We start from the raw sequence: 22515 nt of genomic DNA, 5'->3' as shown, positions 1-22515 counted from the left end.
GACCTTTTTAATTAACCAATTTAACAAAAATGAAAATGATATTCGTAAAAATAATAACGGTATTGGTAGCTATAGTTTCAATAGCTTTAGTAGTAGCGATGTTTACTAAAAATAAATATACTATAAGGAGAGAAATAATCATCGATAAACCCAAAGCGGAAGTTTTTGATTTTATAAAACTGAATCGAAATCAAAAATTGTACAGTAAATGGCTATTGCTGGATCCTGCTACAAAAATCGAGATAACAGGTACTGATGGAACTGCGGGTTCTGTTCTGACTTTTGAAAGCAAACACCATAAGACTGGTAAAGGAGAATGGGAAATAAAAAAATCAGAAAATGACAGAATCGATTTTGAACTTCGTTTTCTAGCACCTTATGTATTTACGGCAAATGGGTATATGGAAACAAAAAGTTTAGCCGAAAATCAAACAAAGCTTATCTGGGTTTATAATAGCGGAATGAACTGGCCTAAGAATTTTATGCTTATTTTCTTTGATATGGATAAAATAATTGGAGCTGATGTAGAAGAAAGCCTAACGAATATAAAAACGATTGTAGAAAAATAAACGATAACCTTTAAAATTACAAGATTATGTCATTTCAAGCTTATTTAACCAATATTAAAACAAAGACAGGAAAAGGTCCTGATGATTTTAAAAAACTTTCAGATGAAAAAGGATTTTCAGTCAGTGGAGAATTAAAATCTGAAGTAAAAGCAACCGAAATTGTTAGCTGGCTAAAAACAGATTTTGATTTAGGTCATGGACACGCAATGGCTATTTATGCGCTTCTTAAAGGATTAAGGAAGTAAAAAATAATTGATATAAAAAAAGCTGTCGAATGGACAGCTTTTTTTATTTTGTGAAGATACTAGATCTTCCCTTTTGTAATTTCTTCTACAATTTCAGGGTTCAGTAGTGTTGACGTGTCTCCAAAATTTGAAAGATCGCCTTCAGCTATTTTACGTAAAATTCTACGCATAATTTTTCCCGAACGTGTTTTTGGTAAACCAGAAACAAACTGAATTTTATCCAGTTTTGCAATTGGTCCGATGTGGTCAGAAATATACTGATTGATCTCTTTACTAAGATTCGATCTGTCTCTAACTTCTCCTGTCTCTTTCAGAATTACAAAACCATATAATGCATTTCCTTTGATATCGTGTGGGAATCCAACAATAGCAGATTCGGCTACAGCAGGATGCTCGTTGATCGCGTCTTCAATAGGAGCTGTTCCTAAATTATGACCGGATACAATCACAACATCATCTACTCTACCAGTGATTCTGTAATATCCTACTTCGTCTCTTAAAGCACCGTCTCCAGTGAAATATTTTCCAGGGAAAGCAGAGAAATAAGTGTCTTTGTAACGTTGGTGATCTCCCCAAATGGTTCTGGCGATTCCAGGCCATGGAAATTTGATACACAAACTACCAACAACCTGATTTCCTTCAATTTCATTGCGTTTTTCGTCCATCAATACAGGCTGGATTCCAGGTAATGGCAAAGTTGCGTAGGTTGGTTTTGTTGGCGTTACAAATGCAATTGGCGAAATCATAATTCCACCAGTTTCCGTTTGCCACCAGGTATCGACCACCGGACATCTTTTGTCTCCAACGTGATCGTTGAACCAGTGCCAGGCTTCTTCGTTGATTGGTTCTCCAACGGATCCGATTACTTTAAGTGATTTTAGAGGATATTTTTGAATATAATCTAAACTTTCTTTGGCAAGTGAACGAATTGCTGTTGGTGCAGTATAAAATTGTGTGATTTTATGTTTTTCGATAATGTCCCAAAAACGACTGAAATCAGGATAAGACGGAACTCCTTCAAAAATTACGGTAGTTCCTCCATTTAATAAAGGTCCGTATAAAATATAAGAGTGTCCTGTAATCCATCCAATGTCAGCAGTACACCAGAAAATATCATTTTCTTCGTGATTGAAAACATTTTTGAAGGTGTAGGCAGTATAAACCATATATCCGGCTGTGGTATGTACCATTCCCTTTGGTTTACCTGTTGAACCAGAGGTGTACAGAATAAATAACGGATCCTCAGCGTCCATTATTTCGGCTACACTATTGTCCATTGCGCTATTCAATAAAGGTTGTAACCACTCGTCACGACCGTCTTTCATTTTAATTTGAGTATTGGTTCTTTTTACGACCAAAACTTTAGTAACTGACGGACAGGTGTCTAATGCCTCATCAACAATACCTTTTAGGTCAATGGTTTTATTACCTCTGTATCCTCCATCAGCTGTAATAACCATTTTACATTCGCAATCATTTATTCTGGCAGATACAGCTGAAGCTGAAAATCCTGCAAAAACAACCGAGTGAATGGCTCCAATTCTGGCACAGGCCAATACCGCCACAGCCAGTTCAGGAATCATTGGTAAGTAAATACAAACTCTGTCTCCTTTACGAACACCTTGCTCACGCAAAACATTCGCCATTTTTGAAACTCTTTCGTATAATTCATTATACGTTATGTGTAAGGCGTTTTCAGACGGATCGTTCGGTTCAAAAATGATAGCCGTTTTTTCTCCTCTTTTGCTTAAATGCCTGTCAATGCAATTTTTGGTAATGTTAACTTTTGCCTCCGTAAACCACTTTACTTCTGCATCCCCCATATTAAAGTCAACTACTTTTTCCCACTGTTGGTACCAGGTAAAATTTTCCTCAGCTATCTTTCCCCAAAATTTCCTGGGTTCCCTTATTGACTTATTGTAATGTTTAAAATATTGTTCTAAATTTTCAATTTTATAATAACTCATACGTTTTTGGAATTTTTTTATAAATGTATTAAATATCAGTCTATTCTTAAAATTATTTAATTCATAAATAATAGCAAAAAAAAACACATATAGAAAAAAATATCGCGTTTTAATGGCTATAATTTAAAAAATAGCTTTTTGAAGAAAAAAAGCATATTTGCGAAAAAGGCACGATAAATGAATACCATGCCTTTTCAATTTTAACAATTTCAATAACAATTAATTTTGTAATTCTGTACCAAAGTACACTGTCATATTTTGAAAATAGTAGCAGCTTTATTAATTAAAATGAAACTTTCAACAGGTATATTTAGTGTCAAATATACTCCCCTTCATTAGGGATTAGCTTCACTTAACTTACATGTGCTTACTCACAGAAGTTAAGTGAACGCAATTTGCATCTATATCCATTTTTCTTAATAAGTGCTTACTAATTCAAAATATTACATAGAACAGAGATACAGTGCAGATTCCACAAGCGAATATGTGGTAATTCCCAATTTATTATCCAATTTTTTTCATTGCCGTCATTGACTCTCTCAACCATGCCCCTACTTCTTCGATAGGATGTTGACGAACTTCTTTGTTTACAGCAATTAAGGTAGCATTGTCTACTCCATTTGTAGTAGAGAATGGTTTTCCTATTACATTTGTTTCAACTGTTTTCATGAACTCGGTCAATAACGGTTTGCAGGCATGATCAAATAAATAACAACCGTATTCTGCTGTGTCTGAAATCACGCGGTTCATTTCAAATAATTTTTTTCTTGCTATAGTGTTGGCAATTAAAGGCAATTCGTGTAATGATTCGTAATAAGCTGATTCTTCGATGATTCCTGCCTCTGTCATGGTTTCGAAAGCTAGTTCAACACCGGCTTTTACCATAGCAATCATCAAAACTCCGTTGTCAAAGTACTCTTGCTCTGAAATTGGCGCTTCCTGAGGAGCTGTTTTTTCAAAGTTAGTTTCACCAGTTGCAGCTCTCCATTTCAATAGGTTAATATCATCATTCGCCCAGTCGATCATCATAGTTCTGGAGAATTCACCTGAGATAATATCATCCTGGTGTTTCTGGAATAATGGTCTCATGATATCTTTTAATTCTTCAGCAATTTCGTAAGCTTCAATTTTTGCAGGATTCGAAAGACGGTCCATCATATTGGTAATACCACCATGTTTCAAAGCTTCTGTGATGGTTTCCCATCCGTATTGAATTAATTTTGAAGCATATGCTTTATCGATTCCTTTCTCCACCATTTTATCAAAACATAAAATAGAACCGGTTTGCAATAATCCGCAAAGGATAGTTTGCTCTCCCATTAAATCTGATTTTACTTCAGCAACAAATGACGATTTTAATACTCCTGCTTTATGACCTCCTGTGGCTACAGCATAAGCTTTTGCCTGATCTAAGCCAAAACCGTTTGGATCATTTTCCGGGTGAACAGCGATAAGTGTTGGTACGCCAAATCCTCTTTTGTATTCTTCACGAACCTCAGAACCCGGGCATTTTGGAGCGCACATAATTACAGTGATGTCTTTACGAATCTGCATTCCTTCTTCAACAATGTTGAATCCGTGGGAATACGATAAAGTTGATCCGTTTTTCATTAAAGGCATAATGGCAGTAACTACAGCAGTGTGTTGTTTGTCTGGTGTTAAATTACAAACTAAGTCAGCGGTTGGAATTAATTCTTCATAAGTACCTACTTTAAATCCGTTTTCAGTAGCATTTTTATAAGATGCTCTTTTTTCAGCAATTGCATCTGCACGCAATGCATATGAAATGTCTAAACCAGAATCTCTCATGTTTAAACCCTGATTCAAACCTTGTGCACCACAGCCCACAATGACAACTTTTTTTCCTGCTAATGCCGAAATTCCGTCTGCAAATTCTGATTGCTCCATAAATTCGCAAACTCCTAATTGTTCTAATTGTAATCTAAGTGGTAATGTGTTGAAATAATTTGCCATTTTTTTTAAAAATATTTAATGAATGTTGTAATTTAATAATTGGTTAATAGATCAGATAATACTATTTGAATGTCTCTAATAGCGTTGAAATTTCCATTTTTTCTTTTGAGACTGATATTCTGCCGGAACGTACAAACTGCATAATGCCGTAAGGTTTGAATTTTGCATACAATTCTTCAATTTCAGAGCGTCTTCCAGATTTTGAAATCACAAAGAAGTCACGAGATACCGTAACAATTGTAGCCTGACTGTCTTTGATGATGTTTTGAATTTGTTTTTCGTCAAATAACAGGCTTGAAGCAATTTTAAACAAAGCATTTTCAAGATAAATGGTTTCTTCATCGGTATGATAAAACGCTTTTATGACTTCGATTTGTTTTTCAATTTGTCCTACGATATTTCTAACCCACTTCTCTGTTGTTTCCACTACGATAATGAATCGGGAAACACTGTCAATTTCTGATTCAGAAACGTTTAGACTTAATATGTTGATGTGACGCTTTAAGAATATTCCGGATATCCTGTTTAACAGCCCCACATTATTTTCTGAGTATACCGATATGGTAAATGTTCTGTTTTCCATTTGTTTTTTAGTTTTATTTGTTTCAGGTTTCAAGTTTCAAGTTCTTCTGAGAACGTGTAACCTTAAACCTGAAACCTGAAACTTTTTTTTAGCTTAATCTAATTTCAGAAACACATGCTCCCGTTGGAATCATTGGGAATACGTTGTTTTCTTTTTCTACCATAACTTCCAAGAAATAAGAATCTTTTGAAGCCAGCATTTCTGCGACGGCAGCGTCTAAATCTTCTCTTTGTGTTACTTTTTTAGATTTAATATGATACCCTTCAGCAATAGCAACAAAATTTGGATTGATCATTTTTGTGGATGCATATCGGTTGTCAAAAAACAATTCCTGCCACTGACGCACCATTCCTAAAAATTCATTGTTTAAGATGACGATTTTCACTGGTACCTTAGTCTGAAAAATCGTTCCCAATTCCTGAATGTTCATTTGAAAACCTCCATCACCAATAATAGCGACTACTTCACGATCTGGTTTTCCCATTTTAGCACCAATGGCTGCGGGCAAAGCAAATCCCATAGTTCCTAATCCTCCCGAAGTAATGTTACTTTTGGTCGAATTAAATTTGGCATAACGACAGGCAAACATTTGGTGTTGTCCAACATCCGAAACGATAATGGCATCTCCTTTGGAGTGCTTGTTAATCATTTCTACGGTTTCCCCCATTGAGATTCCTTTATTATTGGTCGGGTTTAATTCTTCTTTAATGACAGTATCATACTCGATTTGCTGTAGTTCTTTAAATTCGTTGTGCCATGAACCGTGTGTTTTTGCTTCGAGTAAAGGCAATAGAGCGGTTAATGACTCTTTTACATCTCCAAGAACTGCGATTTCAGTTTTTACGTTTTTGTCAACTTCCGCAGGGTCAATTTCGAAGTGAATTACTTTTGCCTGTTTGGCATAGGTATTCAGGTTTCCGGTAACACGGTCGTCAAAACGCATTCCGAGAGCGATTAAAACATCACATTCGTTTGTTAGTAAATTGGGTCCGTAGTTTCCGTGCATTCCTAACATCCCAACATTTAAGGGATGATCTGTTGGCAAAGCCGAAAGTCCTAAAATGGTCCAGGCAGCAGGGATTCCCGATTTTTCAAGTACAGCTTTAAATTCAGCTTCCGCTTGCCCCAGTATGATTCCCTGACCAAAAACGATAAAAGGTTTTTTGGCGCTATTGATTAAAGCGGCAGCTTCGGCAACTTTGTCTAGTTTCAATTTTGGAACCGGTGTATAACTTCTGATTCCGGTGCATTTTTCATAACTAAAATCTAGTTTGTCAAACTGTGCGTTTTTAGTAATGTCAATCAGTACAGGTCCCGGACGTCCGGAACGTGCAATGTAGAATGCTTTTGCAATTACTTCAGGGATCTCTGAAGCTTCGGTAACCTGATAATTCCATTTGGTAACCGGAGTCGAAATTCCGATAATATCGGTTTCCTGAAAAGCATCAGATCCTAACAAATGTTTTCCCACCTGGCCTGTAATACAAACCATTGGCGTCGAATCGATCTGCGCATCTGCAATTCCGGTAATCAAATTAGTGGCTCCCGGTCCTGAGGTTGCGATGGCCACCCCTACTTTTCCTGTTGCTCTGGCATATCCCTGAGCAGCATGTGTGGCTCCTTGTTCGTGGCGTACCAGAACGTGGTGCAGTTGATCCTGAAATTTATATAACTCATCGTAAACAGGCATGATTGCTCCTCCCGGATAACCATATAGCAAGTCTACTCCTTCTTCTAACAAACATCTTATAACGGCTTCAGCCCCTGATATTTTCATAGTATCTTTTTTTTCAAAAATCAATTTCAAGTTTCAATTTTAAAAATCCATGGCAAGTATCAAATCACAATTGATCTGTTTCTACTTTTTGTTGCTGTTAATTTTTAGTATTGTCATTGCTATTGTATGATTGAGATTGTTATTTTTTAAATTATTTATCGGTAACGCAACCTGTCGAAGCGCTTGAGACTGATCTGGCGTATTTTAGCAAAACTCCTTTGTTTACTTTTAAAGGAGGCTGGATCCAACTCTCTTTACGAGCTGCAAATTCTTCGTCAGATATTTTCAGGTTGATTGTATTTTTTATGGCATCAATAGCGATTAAATCACCATCTTTTACCAATGCAATACCTCCGCCATCATAAGCCTCTGGTGTAATGTGTCCTACCACAAAGCCATGTGAACCTCCAGAGAACCTGCCGTCAGTAATAAGAGCACAGCTGCTTCCTAATCCGGCTCCAATAATGGCCGATGTTGGTTTTAGCATCTCAGGCATCCCCGGACCACCTTTTGGTCCACAATACCTAATGACGACTACATTACCTGGTTTTATTTTTCCGGCTTCAAGACCAGGAATTACCTCAAATTCTCCTTCAAAAACTACAGCCGGACCTTCAAAATATTCTCCTTCTTTTCCACTGATTTTGGCTACAGCACCTTCAGAAGCAAGGTTTCCGTATAATACCTGAATGTTTCCGGTTGGTTTTAAAGCTTTTTGTATTTCATGAATTACTTGTTGTCCATCTTGTAAATCGGGTGTGGAAGCTAAGTTTTCAGCAACTGTTTTTCCGGTTACGGTTAAACAATCTCCATGAATAAGTCCAACTTTCAGTAAATATTTCATAACCGAAGGAATACCTCCTGCCTCATGAATATCTTCCATCATATACTTACCGCTTGGTTTCATGTCGGCAAGCACGGGAGTTCTGTCGTTAATGGCCTGGAAATCGTCGAGTGTAATTTCAATATCCACCGCATGTGCCATTGCAATTAAATGCATTACCGCATTTGTTGAACCTCCTAAAACGGCAACAATAGTAATGGCATTTTCAAACGCCTTACGAGTCATAATGTCTCTCGGCTTAATATCTTTTTCTAATAATGTTTTGATGGCTTTACCGGCCGCAAGACATTCATCCCTTTTTTCCTGACTCAAAGCTGGATTTGAAGAGCTGTAAGGCAAACTCATTCCTAAGGCTTCGATTGCCGAAGACATGGTATTGGCTGTATACATACCACCGCAGGCACCAGCGCCCGGGCAGGCATTTTGAATAACTCCTTTAAAATCTTCGGGAGTAATTTCATTTTTTACTTTTTTTCCTAAGGCTTCAAAAGCCGAAACAATATTCAGAGATTCTCCTTTCCATTTTCCGGAATGAATTGATCCTCCATAAACCATAAGCGACGGGCGGTTTAATCTTCCCATTGCGATTAACGCTCCAGGCATATTTTTGTCACAGCCCGGAATTGCGATGATACTATCGTACCATTGTGCTCCGGCAACTGTTTCGATAGAATCGGCGATTACATCACGGGAAACCAATGAGTAACGCATTCCTTCAGTACCGTTTGAAATACCGTCACTAACACCAATGGTATTAAAAATAAGTCCGACCAGATCTGCATCCCAAACACCTTTTTTAACATCTTTTGCTAAATCATTCAGGTGCATGTTGCAGGTGTTACCATCGTAACCCATGCTCACAATACCTACCTGTGCTTTTTTCAAATCTTCTTCAGTTAAACCAATACCGTACAACATGGCTTGCGCCGCAGGTTGTGTTTGATCTTGAGTGATGGTTTTGCTGTACTTATTTAATTCCATTATTGTGTTATTTGTTTTAATTTTTGTTCAAAAAAAAACCTTCCAGTATTTGGAAGGTTTGTAATATAGTTTTTCAATTATATTTATACCATTCCCCGTGCAGATGTGATAATCACATTTACAGTAATGACAGAAATAATAATAATTGAGTTTTGCACTTTCTTTTTTTTTAGTTTGACAAAAGTATGAAAACTTAAAGGACTAAAAAAACAAAATCTCAACATTTTACATACTTCTTGTTATTTATTCTAGTTTTTAACAGAAAACCTTAAACAATTGTCGATTGTCCGATATGAACGTTGTCATTATTAAAATATAGTAAATCGTCTTTGCTGAAGATAAAATTAGAAACAAACTCCCCTACTTCGTTTGTACCGAACTTTGAATCTGGTTTTAAATCAACCGTAACCACTTTAAATTCGATGGCTTTTTCGACAGCTTTATAAATCATATTGGCTTCTTTAAAAAGGCCAAAATGTTCCAGCAACATTGCTGCTGATAAAATTGATGCAATCGGATTGGCAATATTTTTTCCTTTTGCCAGAGGATAGGAACCGTGAATAGGCTCAAAAAGGGCATTTTTTTCTCCTAAAGAGGCAGAGGCCAATAAACCGATAGATCCTGTTATGACGCTCGCTTCATCAGAAAGAATATCTCCAAAAAGATTTTCCGTCAAAATCACATCAAATTGCTTTGGATTTAAAATCAACTGCATGGCTGCATTATCGACAAACAAAAAATCTAAAGCTACATCCGGATAATTTTGACCTACTTTTTGAACCACTTTTCTCCATAATCTGGAAGTTTCCAAAACGTTGGCTTTGTCTACCATGGTTAGTTTCTTGCGTCGGTTTTGTGCCGATTTAAAGGCTAAATGTGCTATTCGGGTAATTTCTTCTTCTGAATATTCACATAAATCTGAAGCGTGTGTGCCTTCTTCGTTTAGTGTTTTTGCTCCAAAATAAGCTCCTCCTGTTAATTCTCTGAAAATAGTAAAATCAGCACCGTCGATAATTTCTCTTTTTAAGGGAGAAGCGTCGATGAGTGATTTATAAGGTTTTATAGGTCGAATGTTGGCAAACAAACCCAATTCTTTTCGCAGTTTCAATAATCCCTGCTCCGGACGAACCTTTGCCGATGGATTATTATCATATTTAGGATCTCCAATGGCTCCAAACAATACGGCATCTGTATTTAAACAAAGGTTTAAAGTCTGCTCCGGTAGTGGATTTCCTGTTTTGTCGATGGCAATTGCTCCCATGAGCGCCTCTTCAAAAACAAATTCATGATTGTATACCTCACCAATAGCATATAAAGCTTTCTTGGCTTGTAAAATTACCTCTGGTCCAATTCCGTCTCCTGGTAAAACTGCTATTTTCAAATTCATAACGTCTCGTTCTTTATGTATTTAAATCCTTTTTTTTCTTTTTTTGTTCTATTCTCTTTATTCTATTGAACTAGTTTCTGATTAATTCTCCCTGAATTTTAGAAGCTTCAATGATTTGATGAATATCGGCATCGATTACTTCTTTTTTAATATCGGCGAATTTCAAAAATTCAATGTAAACCAAATCCAACTGCACTTTAGTAAGTTCATAACCTACTTTTTTAGCACGGTAGGCCAATGCTGCTCTTCCGCTTCTGGCCGTCAGGATAATCGATGATTCATTTACTCCGACATCAAGCGGATCCATGATTTCATAGGTTGCTCTGTTTTTGATTACACCATCCTGGTGAATTCCGGAACTGTGTGCAAAAGCATTTGCTCCAACAATAGCTTTGTTAGGCTGCACGATCATTCCCATGCTTTCAGAAACCAAACGGCTCATTTCGTTCAGTTCTCTTGTGTTGATGTTAGTATCTAAGTTTAAGTACGGATGTTGTTTGAAAATCATCACTACTTCTTCAAGTGCTGTGTTTCCGGCTCTTTCTCCAATACCATTAATAGTACATTCGATTTGTCTTGCTCCGTTTATAGCTCCTGCGATTGAATTTGCAGTAGCCATTCCTAAATCGTTATGACAGTGGCAGGAAAGGGTTACATTTTCGATACCTTTTACGTTTTCTTTTAGATATTTAATTTTTGCTCCGTATTCTTCCGGCAGGCAGTATCCTGTTGTATCGGGTATGTTTAGTACGGTTGCTCCCGATTTGATTACTTCTTCGCAAACTTTTGCAAGGAAAGCATTATCGGTTCTTCCGGCATCTTCGGCATAAAATTCAACATCTTCTACATAGGATTTTGCATGCGCTACAGCAAATTTTGCTCTGGCAATAATATCTTCTCTGGTCGTATTTAGTTTATGGAGTATATGAGATTCAGATGTTCCGATTCCGGTGTGGATTCTAGGTTTCTTAGCATGCTTGAGGGCAGCTGCAGCAACATCAATGTCGTTTTTTACGGCTCTTGTTAGTCCGCAGACGGTTGCATTTTCTACAATTTTACAAATCTCAGAGACCGATAAAAAATCGCCGGGACTTGACACAGGAAACCCCGCTTCGATAATGTCAACTCCCATTTTATCAAGTCGTTCTGCGATAACTAATTTTTGTTTCGTATCTAACTTACATCCTGGAACCTGCTCACCATCGCGCAAAGTGGTGTCAAAAATTTGAACTTTCTCTCTATTCATATTCGTTTATTTAATGTAATTTCACATCTCGATAACAAATATATATTGTACTTTGCCGGCACCAAATTCATTTTACTGAAATTATACTGTTCATAAAACAATTTAAAGCAGGTTAATTAACTAAAAATCAATAAGTTATATTATTATATTTTACAATGGCTAACCATCAAAAAGATTTCTTATTTGTATTAATAAAATCACTTTCTAAATCCGAAAAAAGACAGTTTAAGATTTTTGCAAGCCGTTTAGAGACGAGTTCGAATACTAAATTCATCGAGTTATTTAACATTTTAGATAAATCTGAAACCTATGATGAAAAGCTTATTTTAAAGAGCGGAATTATCAAAAAAGTGCAGTTATCTAACTTGAAATCATACTTATACAAACAAATTTTAGTAAGTATACGTTTGAATATTCCAAGTCAGAATATTCGATACCAGTTGCGGGAGCAAATAGATTTTGCTGTTATTTTATACAATAAGGGTTTGTACAAACAGAGTTTAAAAATTCTGGACAAAACAAAACTTCTGGCTCTTGAAAATGACGAGAAATATATGGCTTATGAGATTGTAGAGTTCGAAAAATTAATCGAATCACAATACATTACCCGAAGTATTCAGGGGCGTGCCGACGAATTGGTGATTCAGGCCAAAGAGCTGAATTATCGCAATACCATTTCGAGTAAATTATCCAATTTATCGCTGCAGTTGTACGGAATTATGCTAAAAACCGGCTATGTCAAAAGCGATGAAGAGTATAAATATATTGACGATTATTTCAACAAACATATTGCTAAATTAGACGAAAGTAAGTTTGGTTTTAGAGAGAAATACTGGTTTTATAATGCCAATCTTTGGCGAAGTTTTCTGGTTCAGGACTTCTTAGCGAGTTACAAATATGCTTATAAATGGGTGACATTGTTTTATGATAATCCCAATATGATTTATTTGAATCCTGTTTTTTTCTTAAAAGGGAATCATTATTTCCTCGAGTCCTTATATATGCTGAAGTATCAGTCGAATTTCAGGAAGTATCTGACGCTTTTAGAAGAGACGATTGCAGATCCTAAGTTTCCGGTGAATGACAACATTGCCTCGCTGTCTTTTTTATATGTGTATAACAACAAGTTAAACCTGCACATCCTCGAAGGTACGTTTGCCGAAAGTGAATATTTGATTCCGGAGATTCTAGAAAGGATAAAACTTCACAGTGAGCATCTTGACGAGCATCACGAGATGTTGTTTTACTATAAAATTGCCTCTATTTATTTTGGAGTTGAAAAGTACAACGAATGCATTAATTATTTAGATAAGATCATTAACAATAAGAATCTATCGATGCGTGAGGATTTAATGTGTTTTGCAAGACTTTTGTCATTGATCGCACATTATGAGTTGGGTAAGGATTATTATCTTGAAAATCATCTAAAGAATACGTATAAGTTCTTATTGAAAATGAATGATTTGCACGAAGTTCAGAAGGAGATTATCAAGTTCCTGAAGAACCTGAACAACTTCTACCCTGCCGATATTAAAAAAGAGTTCATCAAGATGCGTGCGCGCTTCATCGAACTCGAAAAAAATACGTATGAGAAACGAGCTTTCCTGTATCTGGATATCATTTCATGGCTGGAAAGCAAAATCGACAATAAAAAGATTGCTGACATTATTAAAGAAAAAGCAAAGTTGAATAGTCGCTGATAATTAGAGAATTAGGCAATTTGATAATTAGATAATTGTTTGATGCTCATTTTAAATTAACAAACCCGACAGGTTTCAAAAACCTGTCGGGTTTACTTTTTTATTAGATACAAAAAATCCCAAAATTCTTAGATTAGAATTTGGGATTTTTGTATTGAAATTTATTGAATTTTTATTCTACAATATTGGAACTGGTTACATAGAAATTCTTATCCACTTCAACCTTTCTGTTTTCATTAATTGTTTTCTCTGACTGCCATTCTGTGGTAGGTTTAAGCCAAATTTCCTCACCGTTTAAGGTTACTTTTACCGGCATATCAAACTTCGCTACACAATTGGTCCAATGGTATCCAAAAGTTCCGTTTTTAAACATATATTCAAAAACCGGAATTTGCGTTGTAGTCAAATATTGAGCATATACTCTATTAAAGTTAATTCCTGATTGTGTATTGATGTAATCCTCAATCTGCTTACTTGTTACCGTTTGATGGTAGAAAGTTTTATTTAATCCTCTCAAAATTGATTTCCATTTCGCATCATCGTTTACAATTTGACGCATCATGTGTAGCATGTTTGCTCCTTTTGGATACATATCGCCCGATCCTTCATTGTTTACATCATAATTACCAATGATAGGTTTGTCATTGCTAATCCCTCTTCTACACCCTATTACATATTCTGCTGCGGCATCTTTTCCATAATAAAACTCCAAAAATAAACTCTCTGAATAGTTGGTAAAGCTCTCGTGAATCCACATATCAGCAATATCCTTGTAGGTAATGTTGTTTGCAAACCACTCATGACCAGATTCGTGAATAATGATAAAATCAAACTTTAATCCCCAGCCTGTTCCGCTTAAATCACGGCCCAAATAACCATTTTTATATTGATTCCCGTATGTTACAGAACTTTGGTGTTCCATTCCTAAATACGGAACTTCCACCAGCTTGTAACTGTCTTCGTAAAAAGGATACGGTCCGAACCAATTTTCAAACGCTTTTAGCATTTTGGGTACGTCTTTGAATTGTTCTTTTGCCAAAGCCAGATTGTCTCTTAAAACATAGTAATTACAATCTAAATCTCCCTTTTCACCTTTGTATACCTCTGAGAAATTAACATAATCCCCAATATTGATGTTTACCCCATAATTGTTGATTGGGTTTGAAACATACCAATTGAATGTTTTGGTACCGTCCTTTTCCTTCTTAACGCTTTTTAATCTTCCGTTGGAAACTTCTGTAAGATCTCCCGGAACATTAACGCTGATCAACATATTTTCGACTTCATCATACATATGGTCCTTGTTTGGCCACCATACGCTGGCACCCAATCCCTGACAGGAAGATGCAATAAAATCTTTTCCGTTTTTATCTTTTTTCCAGCTGATTCCGCCATCCCACGGTGCCTTAACCGCTTCTCTCGGTTTTCCTCCAAAAGAAACTACAATTTCCTTAGTATCACCAACTTTCTGTTTTTCAACTAAAGTGATAAAAAAAGCATTTCCATCTCTTTTAAATTTCAATTCCTTTCCGTTTTGCGTTACTTTCGAAATCTGCATCGGCTCCTGCAAATCAATCTGCATGGTATTGTATTCCGTTAAAACGGTATAACGAACGGTATTTGAACCCGCAATAGTTCGTTCCTTAGGGTCGACTTTTACATCCAGATGGTAGTATTTTAAATCCCACCAGGCTCTTTCTTTTGTGATGCTTCCGCGTAAAGTGTCCTGATGCGTAAAAACAGTTTCTGACTTATTCAAAAGTCCTTGAGCGTTGGCCGTAAAACCAAATAAAAAGGCGATAAAAACGCCACCGAAGTATTTTTTCATACGTAGTAGATATTTTCTTTTGTCGAAATAAAGAAGGCTTTTTAAGCCGCTTATACTTTAACAAATGTAAACATTCGAATCAAGTTTTGACTGATTTTATATGGGTGATTGCGAAAATTTAATGTTAAAATTTGCTTATTCTTCTGTATTTTAGCGAATCAAATTCAGATCTGCTATTTATGAGAATCCTTAAAATCACCGTTCTACTCTGTTTGATGTGCTCGATCACAACTTATTCGCAAAATACTCTCATTCCAAAAACAACTCAAAAATTAACTATTGATGGTAATTTATCCGACTGGAAAACTCCTTTTTTGGGCCCATTTGTGATTCACGATTCAGGAAAAAAAGCAACTCAGAATACGTATGTTTCTTTCTCATGGAATGAGGAAAACCTGTATGTGGCCTATCGTGTAGCAGATTCTAAAATAGTTGGTAAAGCACAACAAAAAGATAGCGAGATTTTTAGCACAGATGATTTGGTTGAAATTTTTATAGATCCTGATGGCGATGGCCAGAATTACCTGGAAATAGGAGTCAATGCCTATTCTTCGTATTACCATTTACTGCTAAAATGCATCTCCCCGCTTTGCGGTGGCTGGAATACTAGTATGGCATTTGACGTTTTAGGAATAGAAGCGAAAAGCCAAATAACAGCCGAAGGTTTCAATACCGAAGTTAAAATCCCATTCTCCAGTTTAAATCCCATCAAAAATGGCAATTTTGCAACTCCAAAAGCAGGTACAAAATGGAAAGGAAATGCTTTTAGAATTGATTACGGTAATACAACCGAATTCCTTGCATTACAGTCTTATAAAAGCTTCAGGTTTGGATTTCATCAACCCGAAGAGTTTGCAGTTTTTGAGTTTGTAGAGTAGATTTATTTGGTTAATCGTTTAGTTGTTAAACTGGTTAATTGGAGTGTATTGAATGTTTGCGTATAGTAGATCATTATCCACTAAAAATTTAAAGAATGTATTACCTTCTTTCATCTTGTAAATTTCAAATATTGACTTGTTTGATTGGAAGTAAATATTCTGTAGAAACCTATCGTTTAAGTCTCCATGACAGCTATAAGTTTGCAAAAACATAGAAATTCCTTTTTTTAAAACTGTTGGATTAGAAAAATCTTTGGGGAGAAATATGTTTAAAAAAGTATCATTATCTATGTATAGTTCCCCTGTACTATCATTAATTGTAGTGAAATTACCATTTGCCGTTTTCTCCAGGAATAGAATTAACCTTTGCCCTTTTTTTAATTCAGCATTTCTTGGATCACATAACCATTCTTTCCATATACTAACATTGATTTTTGCCTTTGATTTTCCTTTTACAAATTGACTTACTGTAAATTCATATTCATTTTTTGAGACTTTTGAAATATTTCCATCAACAATCAAATCAGCTTTTGAAATAACAATAGAGTATGGCAGCTCGTGTTTTTTGTAATCAAAACTTAAAGATGGAGACCAATACAATAACAAACAGATGAAAAGATTCATAATGATTTTTTAAACGAAAATACACTTTTTCTCTTATGTTTAAACTGTTTATCGTGCAGTTTGTCATTTCGAGGAACGAGAAATCACACAAGCAGATTGACAAAGATTGTCGACTTAGTTTGCGGAGTTTCTAGTGTGATTGCTCCCTTCGGTCGAAATGACAAGATTGCGTAATTTGAGTACCGTTTGTCATTTCGAGGAACGAGAAATCGCACAAGTGGAGCGACAAAGATTGTCGACTTAGTTTGTGGAGTTTCTCTTGTGATTTCTCCCTTTGGTCAAAATGACAAGATTGTGTTTTGAGCTTAGATTTCCCGTTCCTTGAAAGACATTATTTTACTTCTGACGTTTCTTCAAAACATAAACGACATCTTTTAGTTCAAAACCTTTTGCCTGTAATAGGATTAAATAATGAAACAACAAATCAGCACTTTCGCTTAAAAATAGATCATCGTTGTCATCTTTGGCTTCGATCACCACTTCTACAGCCTCCTCGCCTACTTTTTGGGCAATTTTATTGATACCTTTTTCGAACAAAGAGGCTACATAACTTTTTTCGGAATCAGCATTTTCTCTTCGCGTTTTAATGGTATTTTCTAATTGAGAAATAAAACCAAAATTGTCTTTGTTTTCTTCCTGCCAGCAGGTATCAGCACCGGTATGACAGGTTGGTCCCACGGGTTTCGCCTGAATTAGAAGGGTGTCGCCGTCACAGTCGTTTTTAATACTCACGAGCTCTAAAAAGTTGCCACTCTCCTCACCTTTCGTCCAAAGTCTTTGCTTTGATCGGCTGAAAAAAGTTACTTTTTGAGTTTCTATTGTTTTTTGAAGCGATTCTTCGTTCATATACCCCAACATCAGAACATTTTTGGTCTCTGAATCCTGAATGATTGCCGGAATTAATCCGTGTGCGCTTTTTATATCTACGTTCATAGTTATTTTAGATTTTAGATTGCAGAGTTCAGATTGTAAAACTCCTTACTCTTACATTTCACTGTTTACTTTTTACTTTTATTTCTAAATTCTGACTTCAACACCATTGCTCCTAAGTTCTTCCTTCAAAGTTTTGATCTCAATCTCTTTAAAGTGAAAAACACTTGCCGCCAGTGCTGCATCAGCTTTCCCTATTTTAAAGGAATCCACAAAATGCTGAATATTTCCTGCACCACCCGAGGCAATAATCGGAATATTGATAAGTTCGGAAAGTTTGGCCAAAGCTTCATTGGAAAAACCATTTTTTGTACCGTCATTGTCCATCGAGGTGAATAATATTTCGCCTGCCCCACGTTCTGCTACTTCAACTGCCCAATCAAATAAGTTGAGTTCGGTTGGTACTTTTCCGCCGACCAGATGTACGACCCATTGTCCGTTAATTTGTTTGGCATCGATAGCAACCACAACGCACTGACTTCCGAACTTCTGAGCCAAATCATTAATAAGCTGCGGATTTTTGACTGCCGACGAGTTGATTGAAACTTTATCTGCTCCATTGTTCAGTAATATTTCAACATCTTCGACACTCGAAATCCCGCCTCCCACAGTAAATGGAATGTTGATTTTCTCCGCGACACTGCGTACCATATTAACCAATGTTTTACGACGTTCTTCAGTAGCCGAAATATCGAGGAAAACCAGTTCATCCGCTCCTTCTGCCGAATAAATTTCTGCCAGTTCGACAGGATCACCCGCATCGCGAAGATCAACGAAGTTGACTCCTTTTACCGTTCTTCCGTTTTTTATATCCAAACAGGGTATGATTCTTTTTGCTAACATTTTTTTAATTTGTCAATTAGATAATTAGTCAATTTTATACTATTCGAATACAGGGCGAAGAAAAGTTCTCTCGTAACTTAGTATACAGCGGGAATCTTCCGCAATTTTAAAAGTTTCAATACATTCCTGATCTTCCAAAATTAATCTTCTATAGTTTTCATATTCAGCTAAACTCGGGAAAGAAAACATTGCGAACGCAATATTATTAGCTCCTTCAGAAGGCATGAAGTAACCATGGTGCTGACCGCCAAATCGGTTTACTAGTTTTATCCATCTTTTTCCATAATCTTCAAAAACAGCCAGTTGGAAAGGATCTATTATGTATTTTAAATGACAAGTAATCATATGTTTTTATTTTCTAATTATATAATTTTCTAATTGTTTTAAGCTAATTCTTCCTTCGTAAATTGCCTTCCCGATAATAGTTCCTTCGCAGCCCAATTCAGCCAGTTTAGGCAATTCGTCGAACGTTGAAATACCTCCGGAGGCAATTAGTTTTACGCCATTGACTTCACTAAGTATTTTTTCATACAAATCAAAACTTGGACCTTCCAACATCCCGTCTTTTGCGATATCCGTGCAAATAACGTACTGAATTCCTTTGGTTTGATATTGCTGAATAAACGGAATCAAATCTTCGTCAGAATCTTCTAACCAGCCCGAAACGGCTATTTTTTCTTCTTTGGCGTCTGCTCCCAGAATGATCTTCTCAGAACCGTATTCCGAGATCCATTTTTCAAAAATAGCTCTGTTTTTCACGGCTATACTTCCGCCTGTAATCTGACTCGCTCCGCTTTCAAAGGCAATTCTTAAATCATCGTCTGATTTTAAGCCGCCTCCGAAATCAATTTGCAGACTGGTTTGTGTCGCGATTTGCTCCAGAATTTTATAGTTTACAATTTTACTTGATTTTGCGCCGTCTAAATCAACTAAATGCAAAAATTCGATTCCATGTGCTTCGAAGGATTTGGCTACTTCCAGTGGATTCTCATTGTAAATTATTTTGGTATCGTAATCGCCCTTCGACAAGCGAACACATTTTCCGTCGATGATATCTATGGCAGGTATTATTCTCATTTGATTTTTGATTGTAGATTAACAATTTTAGACTTTTGATTTTTAAAAATTGATATTGTCGTCCTAATTGGAATTTGGAATTTATTTTTTGTGATTTAACTTAAGAAAGTTTTCTAATATTTTCTCCCCAACAGCTCCACTTTTCTCGGGATGAAACTGTGTTCCGTAAAAATTATCCTTTTGCAAAGCCGATGCGTATTCGGCTTCATAATTGGTTGTTGCAATGGCTTGCAAACAATCAGGAGCATAAAAACTATGAACCAGATACATAAATTCGTTTTCGGGAATCCCTTTAAACAAGTCTGATTTTAAGTTGTAAATCTGATTCCAGCCCATTTGGGGGACTTTTACTTTTGATGTAAATTTAAGGACGTCGACATCAAAAATTCCTAAACCTTTGGTGTTTCCCTCTTCTGTTGATTTACACATCAATTGCATTCCCAGACAAATGCCTAAAACGGGTTGTTTTAGATTCGGAATCAGGCGATCCAAACCGCTTTCTTTTAGTTTTTGCATTGCTGAGCTTGCTTCTCCCACTCCCGGGAAGATTACCCTGTCGGCCCTTTGAATTTCATCGGGATTATTGCTCAAAATGGCTTTATAGCCAAGTCTTTCAATGGCAAACATGATGCTCTGAATATTTCCTGCTCCGTAGTTTATGATTACTATTTTCATTCGTTTTTGTTTGTTTTGTTTCAGGTTTCAGGTTTCACGTTCTGTAGCGTAACTTGAAACTTTAAACTTGAAACAATTTTAACCTTGCTAAAGCATTCCTTTCGTTGAAGGTAAAATCATTTTTTCAGTGTCTCTTTTTACCGCTACTTTTATGGCTTTTGCGAAAGCTTTAAAGATCGCTTCGATTTTGTGGTGCTCATTGGTGCCTTCTGCTTTGATGTTGATGTTTGCTTTTGCTCCGTCTGAGAAGGATTTAAAGAAGTGAAAAAACATTTCTGTTGGCATTTTACCTACCATCTCACGTTTAAATTCTGTTTCCCAAACCAACCAGTTTCTTCCGCCAAAATCTATTGCTACCTGCGCCAGGCAATCATCCATAGGCAAACAGAAGCCATATCGTTCGATTCCGAGTTTATTTCCTAAGGCTTTTGCAAAAACTTCGCCTAATGCAATTGCCGTGTCTTCAATGGTGTGGTGCTCATCTACTTCCAGATCCCCTTTTACCAGAATTTCTAAATCCATCTGTCCGTGACGCGAAATTTGGTCTAACATATGATCAAAAAAAGCAATTCCGGTTTCGATTTTACTTTTCCCTGTTCCGTCCAGATTTAAGTTGATAAAAATATCGGTTTCATTGGTTTTACGTGTAATCGAAGCTGAACGGGCTTCCAGTTTTAAAAACTCGTAAATCGTTTTCCAGCTCATCGTCTGAAGAATGATGGTTTTATCTAACTCCTCACGTTTTAATGAGATTTCATTGCTTCCGATTCCGTCATTATCATTGATAAAAATTGCTTTTGCTCCCAGGTTTTTCGCTAATTCAACATCCGTCAAACGATCTCCTAAAACAAAAGAATTGGCCAGATCGTACTCCGGATTATCAATATATTTTGTCAACATTCCGGTTCTTGGCTTTCTCGTGGGTGCATTGTCTTCCGGAAACGACCTGTCAATAAAAATTTCATCAAACAAAACTCCTTCATTTTCAAATGCTTTTAAAATAAAGTTTTGTGTTGGCCAGAATGTATCTTCGGGAAAACTATCTGTTCCTAATCCATCCTGATTGGTAACCATTGCCAGTTCATAGTCTAATTCATTGGCAATTTTAGCCAGATACTGAAATGCTTTCGGATAAAATTCTACTTTCTCTAAAGTATCTAACTGGTAATTTTCAGGTTCTAAAACAATCGTTCCGTCACGATCGATAAAAAGTACTTTTTTCATATTTTATATTTTCTAGACCTGACAGGTTTCAAAAACCTGTCAGGTCTGCTGACTTTATAATAACTTCAATTCTTTAATTAAAACAGCATTCTCTTCCGGAATACCAATAGTCAAACGCAGACAATTTTCACATAATGGCTGGCTGGTTCTGTTTCGAATTACGATCCCTTTCTCAATAAGTTGATTGTATCTTTTATTGGCATCATCAACTTTTACCAACACAAAATTAGCTTCGGTCGGATATACTTTTTCAACAAAACTCACTTGAAGTAAAACTTTAAGTAACTCTTCTCTTTGTTCAATAATTGATGCTATTTCTTCTTTTATTTTAGCGGAATCATTCAAACGGCTAATGGCTCTTTGCTGTGTTAGTTCGTTTACATTATAAGGAGGTTTTATTTTGTTCAAAACTGAAATTACAGCTTCAGATCCGTAACAAATTCCAAGACGGATTCCCGCTAATCCATACGCTTTTGAAAGGGTTTGTGTGATGATTAAGTTTGGGTATTCGTCGATCTCTGTCAGCCAGCTTTCTTTTTGGGAGAAGTCAATATAAGCTTCATCAATTACCACCAGACCTTCAAAGTTCTGCAGTAATTTTACGACACTCTCGTCTGAAAAAGAATTCCCTGTGGGATTGTTTGGCGAACATAAAAAGATAATTTTTGTTTGCTCATCGACGGCATCTAAAATCTGATCTACTTGTGGCTGAAAATCGGCTGAAAGTAATACTTCTCTGTTCTCAACAGCATTGATATTGGCCAGTACGCTGTACATTCCGTATGTGGGCGGCAACGAAATAATATTGTCGATTTTGGGCTCACAGAAGGCTCTGAACAATAAATCCAAGACTTCATCGCTTCCGTTTCCTAATAAAATCTGACTCATTTTTACTTTATTATTCTTCGCCAATATGGCTTTAACGGAGTTCTGCTGTGGATCCGGATAACGATTCACTCCATTTTGAAACGGATTTTCATTCGCATCGAGAAAAATCATTTCGGCAGTATCAAAATCTTCAAACTCATCACGTGCCGATGAATAAGGCTTCAAAGATTTTACATTTTCTCTTGTTATTGTATTGATATCGAATTTCATTTCTTAATTTTTTTCTTTTAAATAATAGATTCAAGAGCCAAGAGAATAGACTTTTTGTCTGATCT

General features: G+C 36.3%; 19 protein-coding genes and 1 pseudogene. 4 read left to right on the top strand and 16 right to left on the bottom strand.

All coding sequences use genetic code 11. The features are described 5' to 3' along the window. Positions 1-29 precede the first annotated feature (29 nt). Positions 30-569, top strand: coding sequence for an SRPBCC family protein (locus tag ACN1CN_RS01095; RefSeq protein WP_419134334.1), 540 nt, complete (start codon positions 30-32; stop codon positions 567-569). A gap of 26 nt (positions 570-595) precedes the next feature. Beyond that, positions 596-814: a DUF4287 domain-containing protein gene (locus ACN1CN_RS01090; protein ID WP_419134333.1), complete on the top strand. Its 219-nt coding sequence runs from the start codon at positions 596-598 to the stop codon at positions 812-814. A gap of 59 nt (positions 815-873) precedes the next feature. Here the strand turns inward: ACN1CN_RS01090 and acs are convergent, their stop codons facing one another. The 7 genes from acs to ACN1CN_RS01055 form a co-directional block, all read right to left on the bottom strand. Next, a complete protein-coding gene (gene acs / locus ACN1CN_RS01085) occupies positions 874-2781 on the bottom strand; it encodes an acetate--CoA ligase (protein WP_419134332.1) in 1908 nt (635 codons plus the stop codon). Positions 2782-3285: 504 nt separating this feature from the next. Then, positions 3286-4755 (bottom strand): ketol-acid reductoisomerase, encoded by a 1470-nt coding sequence (ilvC, locus tag ACN1CN_RS01080; RefSeq protein ID WP_419134331.1) that lies wholly within the window; start codon positions 4753-4755, stop codon positions 3286-3288. 61 nt (positions 4756-4816) lie between these two features. Further along, a complete protein-coding gene (ilvN, locus tag ACN1CN_RS01075) occupies positions 4817-5338 on the bottom strand; it encodes an acetolactate synthase small subunit (protein WP_291287343.1) in 522 nt (173 codons plus the stop codon). A gap of 88 nt (positions 5339-5426) precedes the next feature. Continuing rightward, complete coding sequence (gene ilvB, locus ACN1CN_RS01070) at positions 5427-7115, bottom strand: biosynthetic-type acetolactate synthase large subunit (RefSeq protein WP_419134330.1); 1689 nt, start codon at positions 7113-7115, stop codon at positions 5427-5429. A gap of 151 nt (positions 7116-7266) precedes the next feature. Continuing rightward, complete coding sequence (ilvD, locus tag ACN1CN_RS01065; protein WP_419134329.1) at positions 7267-8940, bottom strand: dihydroxy-acid dehydratase; 1674 nt, start codon at positions 8938-8940, stop codon at positions 7267-7269. A 268-nt stretch (positions 8941-9208) separates the two neighbouring features. Then, complete coding sequence (gene leuB, locus ACN1CN_RS01060) at positions 9209-10327, bottom strand: 3-isopropylmalate dehydrogenase (protein ID WP_264523925.1); 1119 nt, start codon at positions 10325-10327, stop codon at positions 9209-9211. Positions 10328-10397: 70 nt separating this feature from the next. Then, the gene (locus ACN1CN_RS01055) at positions 10398-11573 is read right to left on the bottom strand and encodes a 2-isopropylmalate synthase (RefSeq protein WP_264523926.1); all 1176 of its coding nucleotides are present in this window, start codon (positions 11571-11573) and stop codon (positions 10398-10400) included. A 155-nt stretch (positions 11574-11728) separates the two neighbouring features. Here ACN1CN_RS01055 and ACN1CN_RS01050 point away from each other — a divergent pair, with 155 nt between their 5' ends. Next, the gene (locus ACN1CN_RS01050) at positions 11729-13273 is read left to right on the top strand and encodes a hypothetical protein (protein ID WP_291287348.1); all 1545 of its coding nucleotides are present in this window, start codon (positions 11729-11731) and stop codon (positions 13271-13273) included. 172 nt (positions 13274-13445) lie between these two features. On the opposite strand, the gene ACN1CN_RS01045 is transcribed toward ACN1CN_RS01050, so the two are convergent. Further along, entirely contained in the window at positions 13446-15101 is a 1656-nt protein-coding gene (locus ACN1CN_RS01045; RefSeq protein WP_419134328.1) for a M1 family metallopeptidase, read from the bottom strand. Between the two features lie 179 nt (positions 15102-15280). Between ACN1CN_RS01045 and ACN1CN_RS01040 the strand changes: the two genes are divergently transcribed. After that, positions 15281-15979, top strand: coding sequence for a carbohydrate-binding family 9-like protein (locus tag ACN1CN_RS01040; RefSeq protein ID WP_419134327.1), 699 nt, complete (start codon positions 15281-15283; stop codon positions 15977-15979). 18 nt (positions 15980-15997) lie between these two features. Here ACN1CN_RS01040 and ACN1CN_RS01035 read toward each other — a convergent pair whose 3' ends face one another. The 8 genes and pseudogenes from ACN1CN_RS01035 to hisC form a co-directional block, all read right to left on the bottom strand. Next, a complete protein-coding gene (locus tag ACN1CN_RS01035; RefSeq protein WP_419134326.1) occupies positions 15998-16603 on the bottom strand; it encodes a hypothetical protein in 606 nt (201 codons plus the stop codon). 336 nt (positions 16604-16939) lie between these two features. Next, positions 16940-17545 (bottom strand): annotated as a pseudogene (hisIE, locus tag ACN1CN_RS01030) (bifunctional phosphoribosyl-AMP cyclohydrolase/phosphoribosyl-ATP diphosphatase HisIE); the annotation flags it as partial. Positions 17546-17620: 75 nt separating this feature from the next. Beyond that, complete coding sequence (hisF, locus tag ACN1CN_RS01025) at positions 17621-18376, bottom strand: imidazole glycerol phosphate synthase subunit HisF (RefSeq protein ID WP_419134325.1); 756 nt, start codon at positions 18374-18376, stop codon at positions 17621-17623. A gap of 39 nt (positions 18377-18415) precedes the next feature. Continuing rightward, positions 18416-18721, bottom strand: coding sequence for an NIPSNAP family protein (locus ACN1CN_RS01020; RefSeq protein WP_264523931.1), 306 nt, complete (start codon positions 18719-18721; stop codon positions 18416-18418). Between the two features lie 6 nt (positions 18722-18727). Further along, positions 18728-19453, bottom strand: coding sequence for a 1-(5-phosphoribosyl)-5-[(5-phosphoribosylamino)methylideneamino]imidazole-4-carboxamide isomerase (hisA, locus tag ACN1CN_RS01015; RefSeq protein WP_419134324.1), 726 nt, complete (start codon positions 19451-19453; stop codon positions 18728-18730). A gap of 81 nt (positions 19454-19534) precedes the next feature. Further along, entirely contained in the window at positions 19535-20128 is a 594-nt protein-coding gene (hisH, locus tag ACN1CN_RS01010) for an imidazole glycerol phosphate synthase subunit HisH (RefSeq protein ID WP_419134323.1), read from the bottom strand. Between the two features lie 87 nt (positions 20129-20215). Next, positions 20216-21352 (bottom strand): bifunctional histidinol-phosphatase/imidazoleglycerol-phosphate dehydratase HisB, encoded by a 1137-nt coding sequence (gene hisB / locus ACN1CN_RS01005; RefSeq protein WP_419134322.1) that lies wholly within the window; start codon positions 21350-21352, stop codon positions 20216-20218. A 54-nt stretch (positions 21353-21406) separates the two neighbouring features. Then, positions 21407-22450: a histidinol-phosphate transaminase gene (gene hisC / locus ACN1CN_RS01000; protein WP_419134321.1), complete on the bottom strand. Its 1044-nt coding sequence runs from the start codon at positions 22448-22450 to the stop codon at positions 21407-21409. Between the last annotated feature and the right edge of the window lie 65 nt (positions 22451-22515).

The sequence above is a fragment of the Flavobacterium sp. T12S277 genome (assembly GCF_048514875.1).
In the GTDB taxonomy this organism is placed as follows: domain Bacteria; phylum Bacteroidota; class Bacteroidia; order Flavobacteriales; family Flavobacteriaceae; genus Flavobacterium.
This window is presented reverse-complemented; position numbering and strand designations above follow the sequence as displayed.